This window comes from Pedobacter sp. UBA4863, from assembly GCF_002399615.1.
Classification (GTDB): domain Bacteria; phylum Bacteroidota; class Bacteroidia; order Sphingobacteriales; family Sphingobacteriaceae; genus Pedobacter.
Genome location: NZ_DHDZ01000047.1, coordinates 9,688 through 28,853, shown reverse-complemented (window position 1 = coordinate 28,853; position 19,166 = coordinate 9,688). Strand labels below are relative to the sequence as shown.

At 39.2% G+C, this 19,166-nt stretch carries 14 protein-coding genes; 7 read left to right on the top strand and 7 right to left on the bottom strand.

The features are described 5' to 3' along the window. Nucleotides 1-69: 69 nt before the first annotated feature. On the bottom strand, nucleotides 70-2,352 hold the full coding sequence (locus B3I52_RS12835; protein ID WP_293301849.1) for an aconitate hydratase: 2,283 nt from the start codon (nucleotides 2,350-2,352) through the stop codon (nucleotides 70-72). Nucleotides 2,353-2,747: 395 nt separating this feature from the next. Between B3I52_RS12835 and B3I52_RS12830 the strand changes: the two genes are divergently transcribed. Continuing rightward, the gene (locus tag B3I52_RS12830) at nucleotides 2,748-3,698 is read left to right on the top strand and encodes an erythromycin esterase family protein (RefSeq protein WP_293301847.1); all 951 of its coding nucleotides are present in this window, start codon (nucleotides 2,748-2,750) and stop codon (nucleotides 3,696-3,698) included. A 459-nt stretch (nucleotides 3,699-4,157) separates the two neighbouring features. Here B3I52_RS12830 and B3I52_RS12825 read toward each other — a convergent pair whose 3' ends face one another. Together B3I52_RS12825 and B3I52_RS12820 are read right to left on the bottom strand one after the other, a co-directional pair. Beyond that, nucleotides 4,158-5,084 (bottom strand): hypothetical protein, encoded by a 927-nt coding sequence (locus tag B3I52_RS12825; RefSeq protein ID WP_293301845.1) that lies wholly within the window; start codon nucleotides 5,082-5,084, stop codon nucleotides 4,158-4,160. Between the two features lie 192 nt (nucleotides 5,085-5,276). Further along, complete coding sequence (locus B3I52_RS12820; protein WP_293301843.1) at nucleotides 5,277-5,894, bottom strand: polysaccharide deacetylase family protein; 618 nt, start codon at nucleotides 5,892-5,894, stop codon at nucleotides 5,277-5,279. An 83-nt stretch (nucleotides 5,895-5,977) separates the two neighbouring features. Between B3I52_RS12820 and B3I52_RS12815 the strand changes: the two genes are divergently transcribed. From B3I52_RS12815 to B3I52_RS12805, 3 genes are all read left to right on the top strand, one after another. Beyond that, nucleotides 5,978-7,330, top strand: a complete 1,353-nt coding sequence (locus B3I52_RS12815) for a TolC family protein (protein ID WP_293301841.1) — start codon at nucleotides 5,978-5,980, stop codon at nucleotides 7,328-7,330. 42 nt (nucleotides 7,331-7,372) lie between these two features. Further along, a complete protein-coding gene (locus B3I52_RS12810) occupies nucleotides 7,373-8,722 on the top strand; it encodes an efflux RND transporter periplasmic adaptor subunit (protein ID WP_293301839.1) in 1,350 nt (449 codons plus the stop codon). A 105-nt stretch (nucleotides 8,723-8,827) separates the two neighbouring features. Continuing rightward, nucleotides 8,828-9,829, top strand: a complete 1,002-nt coding sequence (locus tag B3I52_RS12805) for an NAD(P)H-dependent glycerol-3-phosphate dehydrogenase (RefSeq protein WP_293301837.1) — start codon at nucleotides 8,828-8,830, stop codon at nucleotides 9,827-9,829. Nucleotides 9,830-10,052: 223 nt separating this feature from the next. Here B3I52_RS12805 and B3I52_RS12800 read toward each other — a convergent pair whose 3' ends face one another. The 3 genes from B3I52_RS12800 to B3I52_RS12790 form a co-directional block, all read right to left on the bottom strand. After that, entirely contained in the window at nucleotides 10,053-11,987 is a 1,935-nt protein-coding gene (locus B3I52_RS12800) for a DEAD/DEAH box helicase (RefSeq protein ID WP_293301836.1), read from the bottom strand. Nucleotides 11,988-12,608: 621 nt separating this feature from the next. Further along, the gene (locus tag B3I52_RS12795; RefSeq protein ID WP_293301834.1) at nucleotides 12,609-13,919 is read right to left on the bottom strand and encodes a T9SS type A sorting domain-containing protein; all 1,311 of its coding nucleotides are present in this window, start codon (nucleotides 13,917-13,919) and stop codon (nucleotides 12,609-12,611) included. Nucleotides 13,920-14,006: 87 nt separating this feature from the next. Continuing rightward, complete coding sequence (locus B3I52_RS12790) at nucleotides 14,007-14,453, bottom strand: DUF4293 domain-containing protein (protein ID WP_293301833.1); 447 nt, start codon at nucleotides 14,451-14,453, stop codon at nucleotides 14,007-14,009. Nucleotides 14,454-14,581: 128 nt separating this feature from the next. On the opposite strand from B3I52_RS12790, the gene truA reads away from it, so the two are divergent. Together truA and B3I52_RS12780 are read left to right on the top strand one after the other, a co-directional pair. Beyond that, nucleotides 14,582-15,361: a tRNA pseudouridine(38-40) synthase TruA gene (gene truA, locus B3I52_RS12785; RefSeq protein WP_293301831.1), complete on the top strand. Its 780-nt coding sequence runs from the start codon at nucleotides 14,582-14,584 to the stop codon at nucleotides 15,359-15,361. 16 nt (nucleotides 15,362-15,377) lie between these two features. Further along, nucleotides 15,378-17,159, top strand: a complete 1,782-nt coding sequence (locus B3I52_RS12780) for an ABC transporter ATP-binding protein (RefSeq protein ID WP_293301829.1) — start codon at nucleotides 15,378-15,380, stop codon at nucleotides 17,157-17,159. Between the two features lie 15 nt (nucleotides 17,160-17,174). On the opposite strand, the gene B3I52_RS12775 is transcribed toward B3I52_RS12780, so the two are convergent. Beyond that, on the bottom strand, nucleotides 17,175-17,594 hold the full coding sequence (locus tag B3I52_RS12775; RefSeq protein ID WP_293301827.1) for a hypothetical protein: 420 nt from the start codon (nucleotides 17,592-17,594) through the stop codon (nucleotides 17,175-17,177). 142 nt (nucleotides 17,595-17,736) lie between these two features. On the opposite strand from B3I52_RS12775, the gene dctA reads away from it, so the two are divergent. After that, nucleotides 17,737-19,020, top strand: a complete 1,284-nt coding sequence (dctA, locus tag B3I52_RS12770) for a C4-dicarboxylate transporter DctA (protein ID WP_293301825.1) — start codon at nucleotides 17,737-17,739, stop codon at nucleotides 19,018-19,020. The last annotated feature ends 146 nt before the right edge of the window (nucleotides 19,021-19,166 follow it).

Sequence of the window (19,166 nt, the reverse complement as noted above, 5' to 3'; positions counted from 1 at the left end):
AGTCAATTGGGTTTTAATACTAAGCGTTAGATTTCCTTTAGTCGAAATGACGAGAGAACTAACGGACTACTAAGCCTGTGCAGCTTTTGCGGCAGCTTCTTTTCTGATGATATTCAGGGCTCCGCCAGCTTTAAACCACTCAATTTGTTGTTCGTTGTAGCTGTGGTTTACCTCAAAAGTTTCTGTAGAGCCATCTGCATGGTGCAATACCAAAGTTAATGGCTTGTTAGGCGCAAATTCTGTTAAGCCTAAGATATCGATTACATCATCCTCTTGAATTTTGTTGTAATCTTCTTTGTCTGCAAAAGTTAAGCCTAACATACCTTGTTTTTTCAAGTTAGTTTCGTGGATACGGGCAAAAGATTTTACCAATACCGCACGTACACCTAAGTGACGAGGCTCCATGGCTGCGTGCTCACGAGATGAACCTTCGCCATAGTTTTCATCGCCAACAACGATAGAGCCAATGCCTGCTGCTTTGTAGGCACGTTGCGTAGCAGGAACAGGTCCGTACTCGCCAGTCAATTGGTTTTTAATATCGTCTGTTTTATCGTTAAAGTAATTTACCGCCCCAATTAACATGTTGTTAGAGATGTTGTCTAAGTGACCACGGAATTTTAACCATGGGCCAGCCATCGAGATATGGTCGGTAGTACATTTACCTTTAGCTTTGATTAATAGCTTCAAGCCTTTTAAATCTGTACCTTCCCAAGGTGCGAAAGGATCTAGCAGTTGCAGACGATGCGAAGTAGGGGAAACCTTAACTTCTACGTTAGAGCCGTCTTCTGCCGGAGCTTGGTAGCCTGCATCTTCTACAGCATAACCTTTTGCTGGCAATTCGAAGCCTGTTGGTTCATCTAATTTTACTTGCTCGCCTTTATCGTTAGTTAAGGTATCCGTAAGCGGATTGAAGCTTAAATCGCCGGCAATGGCTAAGGCCGCAACCAACTCTGGTGAAGTTACAAAAGCGTAAGTATTAGGGTTGCCATCGGCACGTTTAGCAAAGTTACGGTTAAACGAGTGTACAATGGTGTTTTTCTCTTGCTTTTCGGCGCCGGTTCTGTCCCACATACCAATACAAGGGCCGCAGGCGTTGGTGAAAATAGTAGCGTCTAAATCTTTAAAAGTAGCTAAGAAACCATCTCTATCTGCGGTGTAGCGTACTTGCTCAGAACCTGGGTTAATGCCAAATTCAGCTTTTTTGCCCAAACCTTTTGCAATAGCTTGTTTAGCTACCGAGGCGGCACGAGACAAATCTTCGTAAGACGAGTTGGTACAAGAACCAATTAAGCCCCACTCTACTTTGGTTGGCCATTCGTTGGCAGCAGCAACCTCTTTCATTTTAGAAATAGGGGTAGCTAAATCTGGCGTAAACGGACCGTTTAAATAAGGTTCTAATTCGTCTAAGTTAATTTCAATAATTTGATCGAAATATTTTTCAGGCTCCGCATAAACTTCGGCATCGCCAGTTAAGTGTTGTTTTACAGCGTTGGCAGCATCAGCTACATCGGCACGGTTGGTAGCACGTAAATAACGCTCCATGCTCTCGTCGTAACCAAAAGTAGAGGTAGTAGCACCAATTTCTGCACCCATGTTACAGATGGTTCCTTTGCCGGTACAGCTTAAGTTAATGGCGCCGTCGCCAAAATATTCTACAATAGCGCCCGTTCCGCCTTTTACAGTTAAAATACCGGCAACTTTTAAAATTACGTCTTTAGCCGAAGTCCAACCGTTTAATTTTCCGGTTAACTTCACGCCAATTAATTTAGGGAATTTCAGCTCCCAAGGTAATCCAGCCATTACATCGCAGGCATCGGCACCGCCAACACCAATGGCCAACATGCCTAATCCGCCCGCATTTACGGTGTGGCTATCGGTACCAATCATCATACCGCCCGGAAAAGCATAGTTTTCTAAAATTACTTGGTGAATGATACCTGCACCTGGTTTCCAGAAACCAATGCCGTATTTGTTAGAAACCGAAGAAAGAAAGTCGAAAACTTCTGCACTTTCTGTTTTTGCATGAGGCAAATCTATTTCGGCGCCTAATTTGGCAGTGATTAAGTGATCGCAGTGTACAGAAGATGGTACTGCAACTTTTGGTCTGCCAGCTTGCATAAACTGTAATAGCGCCATTTGTGCCGTTGCATCTTGCATCGCCACTCTATCTGGGGCAAAATCTACATAATCAGTACCACGTACAAATGCCTTATTCGATTTTCCGTCCCAAAGGTGTGCGTATAATATCTTTTCTGAAAGTGTTAAAGGCCTGCCAACTAATTCACGAGCCGCATCTACACGTTCGCCAAAGTTTGCATACACCTTTTTGATCATTTCTATATCAAAAGCCATTGATAATCTGTGTTTAAAAGGTAATAAAATATCTGTTAGCTGCGAATTTACAAAAAAAAGAGGTGTAACGCTATCATCTCATTATCATTATATTATTTGGAATGGTTCTGAATAGCTGCTTGTTGCGTAAGAGATTGCTTTAAAAAGATTTTTTGAAGCGCAGCAATAGTGATGGTTGTTAGCGTTCGTCCCGCTTTATGTTTCAATCTTTTTGTTCGAGTGCTGTTATCTTAAGCCCGTTGAAAGATGTTTCATAGTTAACAGATGCTTCGATAAACTCAGCACGACACGTTTTGAAGGTACGTAAAACAAGAAATATTTCACTCCAATCGGGACTATTTAACAAAAAACTGTGGAAATAGGTTGCACCTTGCATCATTATTAAAAATGAGGATATGAAAAGAATAATACTCGCTGTTTTAATGCTATTTACGTTAAGCTCAAATGCCCAATTAAGCAATCAATCCAAATTGTTGAACTGGTTAAATACTAATGCTGTTAGTTTAAAAGGCGATTATATCAGTTTGTTAGCTAAAGACTTAGACTCGGTGAAGGTTTTGGGTTTGGCAGAAGCCAGTCACGGCACCAAAGAGTTTTATCAAGAGAAAGTGAAAATTATACGTTACTTGATAGTAAATGAAGGGTATAGAGAAATTGGATTTGAATATTTGGATACAGCTTTAGCTAGGATCAACGGCTATGTTTCTGGAGAGGAAGGCAATCTAAAAATGCTCATGAAAAACTTAGGGCTATATAACACCGAAGAGTTTTATGCTTTATTTGAGTGGGTTAAAGCTTACAATCATAAAAATCCAACACAACTCGTCAGTGTTTTTGGTTTTCATCAAGAAGGTTTTTATGATCCCTTTACTCGTGATAGCTTAATGGCGAATATAGTGCTAGAAAGACAGGAGCGTTTGAAACAAAAAATAATAATATGGGGGCATAATTTACATTTGGCCCGATATGATGCTAAGGTGGTAGGAGCAAGTGCGATGGGCAAGCATTTGGCAAATAAATTATCCTCAAAATATTTTAATATTGGGTTTGATACCTATGAAGGTGGGGTAAGTACGCTGGTATTTAAAGCAGATGGAAGTTTTCTTTTTGAAAAGCATCAATTGGAAAAGCCAATGAATAACTTTTCCGAAATTTTTAGCAAAAGCAATAAAACCGATTTTTATGTGAAATTTGCCCAAAACAACCCTTTCGCTGGGTTAGAGAGCACTATTACCAATATTTGGGCCGATTGGCGAAAACCTTTTGCTATACCCGTTAAACTTGGTTTAGATTATGATGCGCTAATTTTTATTAGAAACACTTCGGCAAGCGAACCGTTGGATTAATGGGATGTGGCTCGACTGGAATGTGTAACCACATATTTAGTGTGAATTTTAGGCATTAATCTGTTATTAATAACAGGTTTTTAAGTTGCTCGTCGTGTAATGTATTGATGGTGAAATGAATATGTGAAAGCCCGCGTTAAACAATATTCGCTTAGCTTTCAAATTTCAAAGCAAATTTGAAATTATTCCTGCTTGTGTCTCCATTTTTTATTAATTTAGCTTTACTTTATACCTCAGGATAATTCATCCTAAAACTAAGTCATGCAGTATTTTAAAAGTCTGCCTCAAGTCCACCTTAACTCCACCTCAAGTCCACGTTAAGTCCACCATAACTGGTGTGTTCCTAGTGTGTTCCTAGTGTGTTACTGCTATACACCTGTATATAGTTGGCCACAGTGTCTGTCCCGATTTTAGGGGTACACAAATTTTTATGCAAAAAAAAAAAGCTATTTAATACGATTACTTCTTGCCCCAGTTTTTTATTTCTTTCTTTGTCATCTCTTTTTGGGTAAGTTCTGGCGTAATTTCCGAAGTATAATACTTTTGACTGGTTAAAATTCCGTTTGTATTTTCGGTAGTGCAGAAATATGGCGTAATGAAACCATAAAAGCTTTTACTGTCTTTTGGGCTCTTTTTTGCTGCTTCAAAATCAACAGATTTTAAATAAGTAATCATCAATGAAATGGCGTAGCGTTCGTTGGTAATGTTGTTCATTCCTAAGGCAGTGCCAGGAAATACCGTTTGTCCTTCTTTTACAAAAACACCTTTCTTGAAGCCTTTGTAGGTAGCTAAAGTGCCATCAGCATGTTCTACTACCACAGCATTTACTTTGCTGGTGTACTTCAAATCTTTGGTGTCTGCATCGTGCACATCAGCAACATTTACTACTGTACCTTTTCTAACAGCAGTAACGGTATCTGCTTTCTCCGTTAAAAAATGGTACGATTTCCAGTCTTCTGGAGTGGTAGAGCCAAAATAGGTAGCATTTAAGAAACCAGATTCAACGGCTTTTACTTTTTTGCCTTTGGCATAAGGTAAGGCATATAGAAAAAGAGGGCTGTATTTAGGATTTAACTTTCCTCTAATAAAGCTGTAGCTAAACGAATAGCCAATGTTTTGTTCTTTATTAATGGGAGTTAAGGTTAGAAAATTATCGTTATTATGCTTTACTTCGTAAATAGGATCTCCATTTAGGCTAGTGTTGTCGAGCTCTCTAAAGTTTAGCACCACGGTATAAGTGCCGGGAGAGGATTTTTCGGCTGTAAGTGTAATACTTTTGTCTTCGTTTCGTTTGCTGCTTACGTTAAATTCTTTTTCTTGGGCCTTAGTGCTAAGTGTACTTATGCCAATAAAGAGAGCTAGGATAGATTTAGATAGTTTGTTCATTTAAAATTGAGTTTGTGTAGCTAAGATAACATTTGTTTGTTTAATCTTTCTAAAACCCGTAGTGTAATGGAAAAAAAATGAACAATTGGTGTGTGGTATTTTTTTAATTATTTCGTCCCCCTGCTCTCCCGAATAGTCGGGGGGGATATGCGAATCGCATAGTTAGGTAATTTAGTAATGCAAACGAGTTTTCTAAAGCTTTTCGAAACGATAACCTTTTGCCAAAAGATATTCAATAGTTTTGGGCAAGGCATATGCTAATCTATCCCATGCTTTTAAACTATCGTGAAAAACAATGATAGTGCCATTCCGCACATTTTTAATAACGTTTTGGTAGCATTTTTCTGGAGAAAGCTTGGTGTCAAAATCGCCACTTAGCACATCCCACATTATTATTTCGAGATTTGAGGTTTGAGACTTGAGATTTGAGATTTGAGATTTTTTAATCCTGCCGTAAGGTGGCCTGAACAAGTTCGTTTCAGTTAATTCTTGGCATTTCCAAAAATTGTCCATGTAGGTCTTGTTGTCTGTTTTCCATCCTTTTAGGTGGTTATAGGTATGGTTGCCAATAGCATGGCCTTCTTTTTTAATTCTTTCGAAAACTTGCGGATGTTTATTGATGTTATCCCCAATGCAAAAGAAAGTTCCCTTAACGTTAAAGCTTTTTAAGGTATTTAACACAAAGTCTGTAACATTTGGTATGGGGCCATCGTCAAACGTGAGGTAAACGGTTTTTTTGTCGGTAGCTTTATTCCAAATTAAATTGGGATAATACCATTTGAGAAAAAAAGGTGGCCTAACGGTGTACATGCTGTAAATGTAAACATTTAAGGGCTGTACTTAAAAAATTACAGAAAACCACCTGTTGTTTATTTATTATTGTGAACGAATTTATGAAACAATCTTCCAAAATAAGCTTTTTGTTTGCTGCGCTCTCTGCGTTATCCTTGTCGGTGGTAGGTTTTACAGCTGCTGCACAAGAAGTAATTACAATACAGCAGGCAATAGAAAATACCTTGAAAAACAATTTGCAGGTTAAGCAGGCGCAGTTTAGCGAGAGCCTTAACGATGTTAATTTGCAGCAATCAAAAGCGTCATTGTATCCAAGCTTAAATGCAAGTGTTAATCAAAATTTAGGTTGGGGACGTAACCAAGTAGCTTCGGGTTTGTTTCAAAACACGCAAAACTATAATTTGAATGCAGGGGTAAGTACTGGTATAGATATTTTTAACGGTTTTTCTAAGATCAATCAGATTAAGCAAAATAAAGCCTTGCTCGAAGCGGGTAAAACGAATACGGAGAAGATTAAAAACGACTTAACGCTATCGGTCATTACTTCGTACATGCAAATTTTATTTAACAAAGATTTTTTAACGGCGGCTCGGCAACAATTGGAGGTGGCTAAACAGGTGCTAAACCAACAACAGCAACTTTTAGAAGCTGGTAACAAGACCTTGGCCGATGTTTCTCAATCAAAATCTCAAGTGGCTACGGCAGAATTAAATGTTACCGATGCAGAAAATGCGCTGTCAATATCTTACTTAACTTTAGCACAGCTAATGGATATTCCTTCGGCTACAGTTTACCAAGTACAGGCACCTTTGCTAGAAAGCTTTGGGCAAACCTTAGCCAAGTATAATGCAGAAGAGGTTTATCAAGCAGCATTGAAACAATTTCCAGATATTCGGTTGTCTTCTGCAAATACACGTGCTGCAGAATTAGGTGTAGAAGTAGCCAAAGGAAACCTTTTTCCAAGATTATCTCTTAGCGGCAGTTACGGCACCAGTTATTTTTATAGCGAAAATCCACTAATTAATAATGATACTTTTGATAAGCAATTAAAAGACAATGTGTCAAAAGGAATAGGCTTAAGCTTAACTATCCCCATCTTTAATGGGTTACAAGCAAAAGCTGGTGTAAAGCGTGCAACAATTAACTTGATGCGGACCCGTACAGACGAGCAGCTAACAAAGAATAACCTTAACAAGGTGATTTATCAGGCTGTTGCCGATTTAAGAGCGGCCGAAAGTAAATATGAATCTACCGGGAATGCTTTCGCTGCTCAAAAGGATGCTTTTTACGCTATTGAACAACGTTATAATGTAGGTTTGGCTAATTCTGTAGAATACAGTACTGCCATGACCAACAAAAATAAAGCTGAAATAGACAGGTTACAGGCTAAGTACGATTTGTTATTCAAATCGAAAGTGATAGATTATTATTTAGGAAAACAAATTATATTTTAATACAAAGAAAATAGTAGCCCTTAGGCACATTTAAACAGAGTTATGAAGTTAAAACATATTATAATTGGCGTAGTAGTAATTGTACTGCTAATTGTTGTTCTTAAAGTTACTGGCGTAATTGGCAAAGAAAATATAGAAAAGGTAACTGTTGAAAAGGTTGGCGACAAAACGGTAATTGAAACCGTTACTGCAAGCGGTAAGATACAACCAGAAACAGAAGTTAAATTAAGCTCGGAAGTTTCTGGAGAGGTAACCGAACTTTTGGTAAAAGAGGGCGATGTGGTGAAGAAAGGACAGCTATTGTGTAAAGTGCGTCCAGATATTTTACAGTCGGGCTATGAGCGTACAGTAGCTTCTTACAATGCCCAAAAAGCAAATGTTGGCGCTGCACAGCAGCAATTGGTGCAAGCGCAGGCAAATTTCGAAAATGCAGATGCTACCTATAAACGTAATGTAGAGCTTTACAATAAAAAAGTAATTTCGGCGGCCGAGTTTGATGCCGCAAAAGCAGCCTATTTAACGGCGAAATCTACATTGGCCAGCGCTAAAGAAGGTGTGATTGGTGCTAAGTTTAACCTAGCGCAAACGGCAGCTAATGTTAAAGAAGCTGGTGCAAATTTGGCCAGAACTACCATTTATGCCCCGGTTGACGGTGTAGTGTCTAAACTTTCTATCGAGCTAGGCGACCGTATTTTGGGAACTTCGCAAATGGCAGGTACCGAAATTATGCGTATCTCTAATTTGAGCACTATGGAAGTGAATGTTGACGTGAACGAAAACGATATTAACCGCGTAAGTTTGGGCGATAGTGCGACCGTGGAGGTAGATGCCTTTGCAGGTAAGAAATTTAGAGGCATAGTAACCGAGATAGCAAGTTCGTCAACAGCCGTTGGAACAGCCAATACATCGGTAGATCAGGTAACCAACTTTTCGGTAAAAGTAAGATTGCTGGCCGAATCATATAATACAGTTAAGGGCGGAGCTAAAGATTTGCCATCGCCGTTTAGGCCAGGCCTTTCTGCCACGGTTGATATTGAGAGCGAAACCGTAAGAGGGTTGGCGATTCCAATTCAATCTGTTTTTACTGATAATAATACTGGTGCAGATAACAAGGGCGGTGCTGAAGGAAGTGAGAAGCAAAAATCTAAATTAACAGATAAGCAGCTAAAACAATATGTTTATTTGTTTGATGCTAAAACCTCTACCGTTAAAAAGACAGCGGTGAGTACAGGCATACAAAACGACCAATATATTGTTGTTAAAAAAGGTTTAAAAGGAGGAGAACAAATTGTTTCAGGGCCTTATTCGGCTATTCAAAATAAATTGAAAGACGGTGTAAAAGTAGAACAAACCACTAAAGATAAGTTGTTTACTGCCGGAAGTAAAAAGTAGTCGTAGCAAATCATAATATTTAAGTATTTTTGCCCTATAAAATGGTCGTCTTTTCGCCTTACTCTAGTCGAAATTGACGGCCTTTGCGTTTTTACTTAGCTAGATATGAGCAGACCGAAAATAGCCATGATTGGCGGAGGAAGTTGGGCAACAGCCATTATTAAAATGCTATCTGATAACGAAGCCGAAAAAGAAATTTTTTGGTGGATGAGAAATGAGGAAGCAATTAATCATATTAGAAATTATAAGCACAATCCGAGTTATTTAAGTGCTGTAGAAATTACTCTAACACCCGAAAATGTTTCTTCGGATATTCGGTATATCATTTCACAAGCGGATCATATCGTGCTAAATGTGCCCGCTGCTTTTTTAAAAGAGACCCTAAAAAACATTACGCCAGCCCAACTTAAAGGTAAAAAGGTTATTTCTGCTATTAAGGGTATTGTACCCGATGAAAACCTGATTATCGGCGAGTTTTTACATCAAAATTTTGAGCTGCCTTACAAAGATATTGTAGTAATTAGTGGCCCTTGCCATGCCGAAGAAGTGGCTTTAGAAAAACTATCGTACCTGACCATTGCTTGTACAGCTGTAAACACAGCAAATGCTTTTGCTAACCATTTAAGCACTCGTTACATCAAAACCAATATCTCCGATGATATTTACGGAACAGAATATGCCGCCGTACTTAAAAATATTTATGCGGTAGCTAGTGGAATATGCCATGCAGTAGGGTATGGAGATAATTTTCAGGCTGTACTCATTTCAAATGCCATTCGCGAAATTGAACGGTTTGTGGGGGTAGTGCATCCTATTGAACGAGACATTAAAGAGTCGGCCTACTTGGGCGATTTGTTGGTGACCGCTTATTCGCAATTTAGCAGAAATAGAACTTTTGGTAATATGGTGGGCAAAGGCTATACCGTAAAATCGGCACAGCTAGAAATGAACATGGTTGCCGAAGGGTATTACGCCGCTAGCTCCATGCATCACATCAACGAAAAGTATAAAGTAGATATGCCAATTTGCGAAGCAGTTTACCAGATTTTATATGAAAGAAAATCTCCTCACGTAGAGATGAAAATGTTAACGGAGAAATTGAGTTAAACCCCTAGAGCTTTCCGATGTATTTTTTTACGAGGAAAACTGAAAATCAACGAAGTTAAATCTGAGAACTATGTGGGGAATTATACGAGTAAGGAGTTAGATGTCTTTCTGATAATTCGGAATAAACTCTCGCTACGCTGCGTTCGATATGACGATAATCCAATAAGCAATAAAGCCTCGACAATTTGTCGAGGCTTTATTGTTATAATTGAGAGTTTACAAATTAAGATCTGCGTCTTCTGTCACTACCACCATTTCCACCTTCGCGTCTTCCGCTTCCGCCACTTCTTTCTTCACGGCTGCGGCCAGAGAAATCTCTAAAACCACCTTCGCTGCTTCCACCGCTAGAACGTTCACCACGATCTCTTCTTCCGCTTCCGCCGCCACTGCTTCTTCTGTCGCCACCGTAACCACCGCTACGACGCTCACCACCGTAACCACCTCTACGTTCGCCGCCAAATCCATCACGGCCACCACGGCCGCCACGGTCTCCACCACGACTGCTGCTTCTCGGTGCATCACCACTTACTTCAATTCTAACTTCTCTGCCGTTATGTTGCACGTCTTTAAAGTTAGCTAAAAGTGTTTCAGCTACAGCACTTTCAACCTCTACAAAAGAGAAAACACCTTTTAAGTCTATTTTGCCAACAGCTTTACCGCTAATGCGACCGTTGTTACAAACGAAACTTAATAAATCGCCTCTGGTAAACTCATCTACCGAACCAACGTTGATGAATAAACGAGCATAACCTGCTTCAGCACCTCTGCCTCCGCGTTCGCCACGCTCACCACGTTCTCTTCTATCGCCACGGTCTCCGCGATCATCAGCACTTAAATTAAGGTCTGGTGCGTTTTGGTAATATTCCAAGAAACGGTTAAATTCTAATGAAGCAAATTTCTTGATCACTTCTTCTTTGCTCAAATCAGCAAATTCGTCGTTAATTCTCGACATATATTTGTCGATTTGCTCTTCGTTAACCTCTACGTTATGTACGCGGTGAACTAATCCGAACAATTGTTTTTCACAAACATCAAAACCTGTAGGGAGTTCTGCTTTGGTGAATTGTTTTCCGATAATTCTTTCAATCTGACGTATTTTGCCAGTTTCTTTAGCGTTGATGATACAGATAGAAACGCCAGTTTTACCCGCACGACCGGTACGGCCAGAACGGTGGGTGTAACTTTCAATCTCATCAGGTAATGCGTAATTAATTACGTGAGTTACATTGTTTACATCGATACCCCGGGCAGCAACATCTGTAGCGATTAATAACTGCATGTTGCGGTCGCGGAAACGTTGCATAACCTTATCACGTTGTTGTTGAGATAAATCTCCGTGTAAAGCGTCAGCATTGTAACCATCTTTAATTAAATGTTCGGCAACATCTTGGGTATCCATTTTAGTTTTACAGAAAACTACACCAAAAATATCTGGGTTGTAATCTACAATACGTTTTAAGGCTGCATATTTATCACGAGCTTTAACAATATAATATTCGTGTTCAATATTTACGTTACCTGTGTTCTTGGTTCCCATGGTTAACTCTGTAGGGTTGTCCATGTAATTTTTAGCTATACGGCGCACCTCTGGTGGCATAGTAGCAGAAAATAACCAAGTTTTTTTGTCGTCTGGTGTAGTAGAAAGGATGTCGTTGATGTCTTCTTGGAAGCCCATGTTCAACATTTCATCCGCCTCGTCTAATACTACATACTTCACGTTAGAAAAATCGATGGCTTTACGGCCAATGATATCTAACATACGGCCGGGCGTGGCCACTACAATTTGTACGCCGTTGCGTATTTCACGTAGTTGTTGCATAATGTTTGCGCCACCGTAAACGGCTACAACGCTAGCATTAGGCGTGTTTTTTGAGAAATTTCTGATGTCGTTTGCAATTTGCAAACAAAGCTCACGTGTAGGGCACAAAATTAGTGCCTGTGGCTTATTGCTCTTAAAGTCAATTAATTCTAACAACGGCAAACCAAATGCGGCTGTTTTTCCTGTTCCTGTTTGGGCCAAACCAACAAAGTCGTTACTACCCTCTAACAGTACAGGAATGGCTTGCTCCTGAATAGGCGTAGGGTTTTCAAATCCTAGCGCTTTAACGGCATTAACAACGTCATCACTTATCCCCAATTTACTAAATGGGTTTATCATTATAACATTTTTTAATTAAGGCGCAAAGGTACAGCTAATAATTGGTAATTTATATAGTGCGTAGTAAATAATTTATGGCTTAATAAATTGAAAGTTAATTGGTTAGGTTTTGGTTGTTGTGCCGTGCTAGCGTTTAAGATGCATTTGAAGCGCAATTTTAGTGAATACTTTCATCGAAAGTCCCGCTTTTTGCTGTAATCTTTTTGTTTTCGGTTTGCCGCCATTTCAAACGCAGAGAGACATCTCAACGTTAAATTCTTCTATGCAATAGATTTCTCCTCGTTCCTCGTCGAAAATGACGCTACAAAAAGTATTTCCGCTCAATCGGGGCTAGTTTACGCAGGGCTGTAACAATTTTTTAAGTCTGTTGGCGTAATGCAGAAACAAAGTGGCGACTAAAGTAAGGATTACAAATCCTTCGATAAGAGTTCGACATTGCAAATGTCGAACAGCAGGGTTCGAAGAGGTACGAGGGCAATCTCCCACAGAGGTGCTTTTGAGCGAGATTTCTCACTCCACTTTGTTTCGTTTCGAAATGACGACCGACTTTTGAGACGACCTCCTTGTGTAGCTGATTAAGATTTACGAAGTTTCAAAAACTTCGTAAATCTTAAAAAGGGATTATTTAATAAACTTCTGTGTTACTATTTCTGTGGCGGTAGTTAACGAAGCCACATGTAAACCATTGGCACCGTTAAAAGGTACAGCTAAATTGGTGTAGCCTTTGTCAAGTGTTAGTTCTTGTTCGGTTAGCTTCCTTCCGTTTAAGTCGTAAATTTTGAAGGCCGCTTTACCTGCGTTAGCAGCATAAACGGTTAGTTTAACAGTGCCTTCTTGTTTGTTAGTGGCAACCTTAAAATTGCTAGCTGCTACGTTAGATTTCACTGCTTCAACTTTAGAAGTTGTAGAAGAACCGTTGTTGTCCACTTGTTTTAATTGATAGTAGTTTACGCCTGGTAAAGCATCTTTATCCGTAAAGGCATAGTTTTTTGCCGTACTGCTATTGCCCGCACCTTTTACCTCGCCAATTTTTGAAAATGTTTTTCCATCCCCAGAGCGTAAAATGTCGAAATGGGAATTGTCCTTTTCCGAGGCGGTGTTCCATGCCAAATCAATATTTTGTTGGTTGGCTTTAGCGGTAAAAGAGGTTAGGGATACTGGGAGGGTAGAGGAAGCACTAGTATCAAACATGAAGTTATCAAACTCTAATCCAGTTCTAGCATCATTACCTGCGGTATGGTATGCTGATACGCCATAATAACCATTGGCAAAATCAGTATAAGTGTTGTCTGTGTAAGTACCTATGTTGTTAGAGGTAGATGCTAAGGTAATAGGCTCCTTTGCATTGACTCCTCCGCCATTTGCGGTAGGTAGGTCAGACGTGTAAAGTGTCCATACGCCAGCTGATGATCTCGTCACCCTAAGTTGGAAGCCAAAATCCTCAATTCCATTAGTCACCGATGTTGCGCTTGTAAAAAGTGTTGTTACGTTGTTGTTTGTTACTTTTTCAAAGTCAAAAGAATCTCCTTGAGTGCGGTCGCTTCCAAAGCTAATGCGATAGCCATTTGTATTCTGTGATATATCTGCTTGTGAGGCATAAAGCCATATACGTATCCTATTGTTGTATGTTGCAGGCGAGCCAGTTCTTCTCCCAATCCATATGGCCCAAGTTTGTTCGTTGCCCCATGATGCAGTGCGCTGGGTCATTAAATAACTAAGCCCCGTTGCAGAGGCATTTAATCTTAAAGTTTGAGAGCCACCTGTACTATTAGGCCCAGAAGAACTGTTTTGTGCTATCGTCCAGTTTTCGGTTGTACCTACCCAGGTTGGGTTGTTGGTAAAATCGCCATCACTAAAATCATCTACCAATTGCGCAAATCCACTTACAGTAAATCCACTTATAAATAATACAAAAAGTAAAAATTTTTTCATAAATAATAAGGTTAAGGGTGAAAAATTATACTAAAGGTAGTGATAAACTGTGTGTTATAAAATTTTTAAGCAACTTTTAATCAAAATTTAACGTAACCTGTCGGCAGAACGGATTAGTTTTTCGTCGTTTTTAATTGCTCTGATGGCTAAAAGCGAGAAAATGATAGCTGCCAACGGAAGAAATAGCCCTGGTTCGATGTCAAGTGCTTTTAAGCCTTCCACACTTTTTACTAGCTGCGATAACCAAAAAGACAGGGCCAATATCAATAGAATGTTTAAAGAAACAATGCGTATTTGTAGCTTCCTGTTTCTGAAATTAAAAATATTGACCAAGCTGATTAATGCGGCCAAAACAACACTCACCAACAGCGCAATGTTGTTAGTTTGGGTAGTTGCGCCTTCCATTTTAAGCCCCGAACCATATAAAGTATAATATCCTTTTGCTGTATCGAGACCTGCCGTAGGGACAAGTAACATACATAAGATAGCGAAAGCCGCCAATAAAAGCCAAATAGATTGTATTCTCTGAATCATGATCGATTTTAATTTTTCTACAAACTTAGTTTTTTATTTCGTTTGTTAGGTTCCGGTTGTTTCGTTTTTTAGACTTTTACATTGCTTATAGCGTAAAACTTACATCCTAAAAGCTTATTTTTGCAATATTGGAAACAAAACGATATTTCGTAGAACTGAGTTATAACGGCACTAATTTTCATGGATGGCAAACACAGCCCAACGGCATTACCGTACAACAATGTTTAGATAAGGCTTTAAGTACGTATTTTAGACAAGAAGTAGTTTCTTTAGGCTGTGGTAGAACCGATGCGGGAGTTCATGCCACGCAGTTTTATGCACATTTCGATTTGTTGGGAAGTAACACTAAGCTGCTAACAAACCCAGAGAAAGGCATCAATGCTTTGCTGCCGTATAGTATTGCTGTACTTCGTGTATTTGAAGTAGCCAATGATGCGCATGCCCGTTTCGATGCCACTGCCAGAGAATACAAGTACTACCTACATTTTAGGAAAGATCCGTTTAAATTAGACAGGTCTTGGTTGTACAAAGGAAAACTCGATGTGGCAAAAATGAACGAAACTGCACAAATCTTATTGCAGCACACCGATTTTTCGTGCTTTAGCAAATCGAACACCCAAACCTTTACCAATAACTGCAAAATCAGCTATGCTAAATTTGAGCAGGAGGTAGGTGGTTTAGTGTTTACCATTAAAGCAGATCGGTTTTTGCGAAACATGGTGCGGGCAATTGTGGGAACTTTGGTAATGGTGGGCAGGGGCGATATTGAAATGGCGGATGTGGAGGAGATTTTAGAGAGCAAGAACAGGAGCAAGGCGGGGCAGTCTGTTCCGGCATGTGGCTTGTATTTAGTGGCGGTAGAATATCCGTACATTGATACGATGATTAGCTCATTGGCTAATTGTTAGAATAACTAATTAAGTAATGTCAAAAGTAACAGGAGAAGCATTTAATTTTAGCTTGTTAAAAAGGGTAATGGCTTATGTAAAACCATACCGAGCTATGTTTATATGGTCTGTTTTGTTGACAGTTCTGTTGGCTGCACTAGCGCCCGTTCGTCCAATGCTGGTAGGTTTTACCTTAGATCAGCATATTTTAAAGGGCGATTTTGGAGGGCTTTTAACGGTTACCATTTTAATGTTGGTGTTGCTGGGGCTGCAAACAGTTTTTCAATATGCACATACGTTGCTTACCAATAAGTTGGGACAATCTGCCATTAGAGATTTACGGATAAACGTATTTAACCATATTACAAAACTACGTTTAAAGTATTTCGATAAAACGCCAATTGGCCAGCTCATTACCCGTACCGTTTCAGATCTAGAAACCATTGCCGATATTTTTTCGGAGGGCTTAATTGCCATGATTGGCGATTTGCTTCAAGTTATTGTCATTATCTCTATCATGTTTTACATGGATTGGAAGCTTAGTTTGGCGGTGCTTGTGCCCATGCCTTTGTTAATTATTGCCACAAGAATTTTTCAGAAAGCCATTAAGGTTGCTTTTCAGGAAGTGAGGGCAGAGGTGGCCAACCTAAATACTTTTTTGCAAGAGCATATTAGCGGCATTGCCATTATCCAATATTTTGCTAGAGAAGACCAAGAGTATAAAAAGTTCAAGAAAATCAATTCTCGCTACCGCGATGCCAATATCCGTTCTAATTGGTATTATTCTATCTTTTTCCCGGTAGTAGAGCTAATTTCGGCCATGTCTTTAGGCTTGTTAATTTGGTATGGCGCTAAAACTATCCTTAGCAACCCTACAATAGAACCAGGCATTATCACCACGTTTATCATGTTTATCAACATGTTGTTTAGACCAATTAGGGAGCTGGCCGATAAATTTAATACCCTGCAAATGGGAATGGTAGGTGCCGAACGTGTTTTTAAAGTATTAGACACCCACGAAACCACTGCTGATGATGGTACGCTAAAGCCAGAAAAACTAAACGGAAACATTAAATTTGAAAAGGTATGGTTTAGTTACGATCAGGATGGGGAAGAGCAGCCCAAGTATGTGCTAAAAGATATTTCATTCGAGGTAAAATCGGGGCAAACTGTAGCTTTGGTTGGCGCAACCGGGGCGGGCAAGTCTTCTGTCATTAATATTTTAAACCGTTTTTACGAAATACAGAAAGGAAATGTAACTATTGATGGGAACGCTATTGGCGAATATAAATTAGCCTACCTCAGAAAAAATATTGCCACGGTACTGCAAGATGTTTTTCTTTTTTCGGATACAATTTTTAACAACATTACCTTAAATAATCCGGAAATTAGCTTTGATGAAGTGGTTGCCGCTGCGAAACAAGTTGGTGCACACAATTTTATAGAACGTTTGCCCGGTGGCTATTATTACAATGTAATGGAAAGAGGGGCTACACTTTCTGCAGGGCAGGCGCAGCTTATTTCATTTATTAGGGCATTGGTTTATAAACCGGCAGTTTTGGTATTAGACGAAGCTACCTCATCGGTTGATACCGAAACAGAATTAATGATACAAAATGCCATTGATAAGTTGATGCAAGGGCGTACGTCTATTGTTATTGCTCATCGTTTATCTACCATCCAAAAGGCAGATTTAATTATTGTGTTAGATAAGGGCGAAATTAAAGAAAAAGGAACGCACCAGCAATTGTTAAAAATGGACGGCTACTATAAACGCCTTTACGAGTTACAGTTTTCGTCGGTAGGTATTGCCAGGTAAATGTTTTAGTTTGTATTATTTTTTAAGAACCTGTTCAATTTTATAGGTCATTACATCGCTGCCCACTGTTTCTTTACGTTCGTGTATAAGTTTAAAACTAGCTGTCCGTAAATACGCTATTTGCCAAGTGCTGTCTGGTTGTGTATTAAAAGTAATGTTTTTGCCGGTATCGTCAATCGTAAAGCCTACTGCAGTTGTGCCTTTTATAAATTTAAAATCGCTATTAAAAATTACGGTATCTAGTGCAGCAGTGTCTTTAACTAAGGTGTCATTGTTTTTAAGCGTTAGCCTTACGTAAGATTGTATAGGCCATTTGGCAGTGCCAATTAAATATCTTTCTACAAACAATTTGCTGTCTATAGGTTCTTTTTTACAGGCATAGCCTATAATTCCAGCACTTACCAAGCCTAACAAAACAAATTTAATCCTATTCATTGCTTTCCAATAGGTGCAAATATACAAAACAAATTGTTTGTGCTTTTTTATCAAAAGCTAATCTTTTTTTTTCAATTGAGGTTGTTTTATTTCAAGTGTTTAAAATTGTTTCTATATTTCTAGTCTGAAACTAAACCAGACAATGAAAAAAGTTATCTCCAACCTCACTTTTCAAGTGCTTTTTGCTATTTCCTTAGGTATTTTAGTGGGGTTCTTGTATCCTGGTTTTGCGCCTCATGCCGAGCTCATTAGCAAAAGCTTTATCAATATGATCAGCATGTTAATTGCTCCCATTATTTTCTTTACCATTGTTTTGGGTATTGCCCACATGGGCGATATGAAAAAAGTAGGTATAGTAGGAGGTAAGGCGTTGCTGTATTTTGAAATTGTAACGACCCTAGCCATTGTAATAGGTTTGTTTGTGGCCAATATACTAAAGCCAGGCGTGGGGGTTGAGGTGCCAGAGGGCGATATTTCTAAAATAGCTGCCTACACAGAACAAGCAGGCGCAATTAATTGGTTAGAGTTTATAGCTCATATTTTTCCAAAAAATATTTTCGAATCATTTAGTAAAGGCGAAATTTTGCAGATTTTGGTTTTTGCAATATTGTTTGGTTTTGGATTGAGCAAGATGGGAGAGTCTGGACAATCGCTTTTGGTAAGTTTTGATAAAATTGCCAAGGTATTGTTTAACATGATGAAGGTAATTATGCGCTTGGCACCTTTGGGTGCTTTTGGTGGGATGGCTTATAGTGTGGGTAAATTTGGGCTGCACACCTTGCTGCCAATGGCAAAACTAATGGGCGCAGTTTATTTAACGTGTTTCCTGTTCATATTTGTGGTGTTAAATGCCATCTGTAGGTATTATAAATTTAGTTTATGGAAATACCTAAAATACATTCGCCAAGAAATCTTAATTGTTTTGGGAACCTCTTCTTCGGAATCGGTTTTACCAAGCATGATGAAAAAAATGGAGGATATTGGCTGTGATAAATCGGTGGTAGGCTTGGTTATTCCAACGGGCTATTCCTTTAACCTCGATGGCACTTCTATTTACCTCGCCATGGCAGTAATCTTTTTAACCCAAGTTTTTGGTATTGATTTAAGTATTGGCGAACAGATTAGCATTATGTTGGTGTTAATGGTAACCAGTAAAGGTGCCGCAGGTGTTACCGGTAGTGGCTTTATTGTGCTGGCAAGTACGCTAACAGCATTAAAGATTATGCCCGTAGAGCACATTGCAATTTTATTGGGGGTAGATAGGTTTATGAGCGAAGCGAGGGCAATTACCAATATGATAGGCAACGGTATTGCCGCCATTGTAATAGCCAAAAGCGAAAATGAATTTGACGAACAAAAGTACCTTAGGGCAGTGAGCGATACTGCCATAGAAAACGCAGAAGAAGAAAATATAATGAAGGAATAATTGGAGGTTAAAAATGTTAATATAACGTATTTTAGGGTGTTGGTATCTGAAAATCAATACTGTATGTCCACTTCGCAGTCTTTCTTGCCCTTACCGATAGCGGTACAATCTATGCCGGGCATCGGCACTCCATTTTTTCGCTTTTT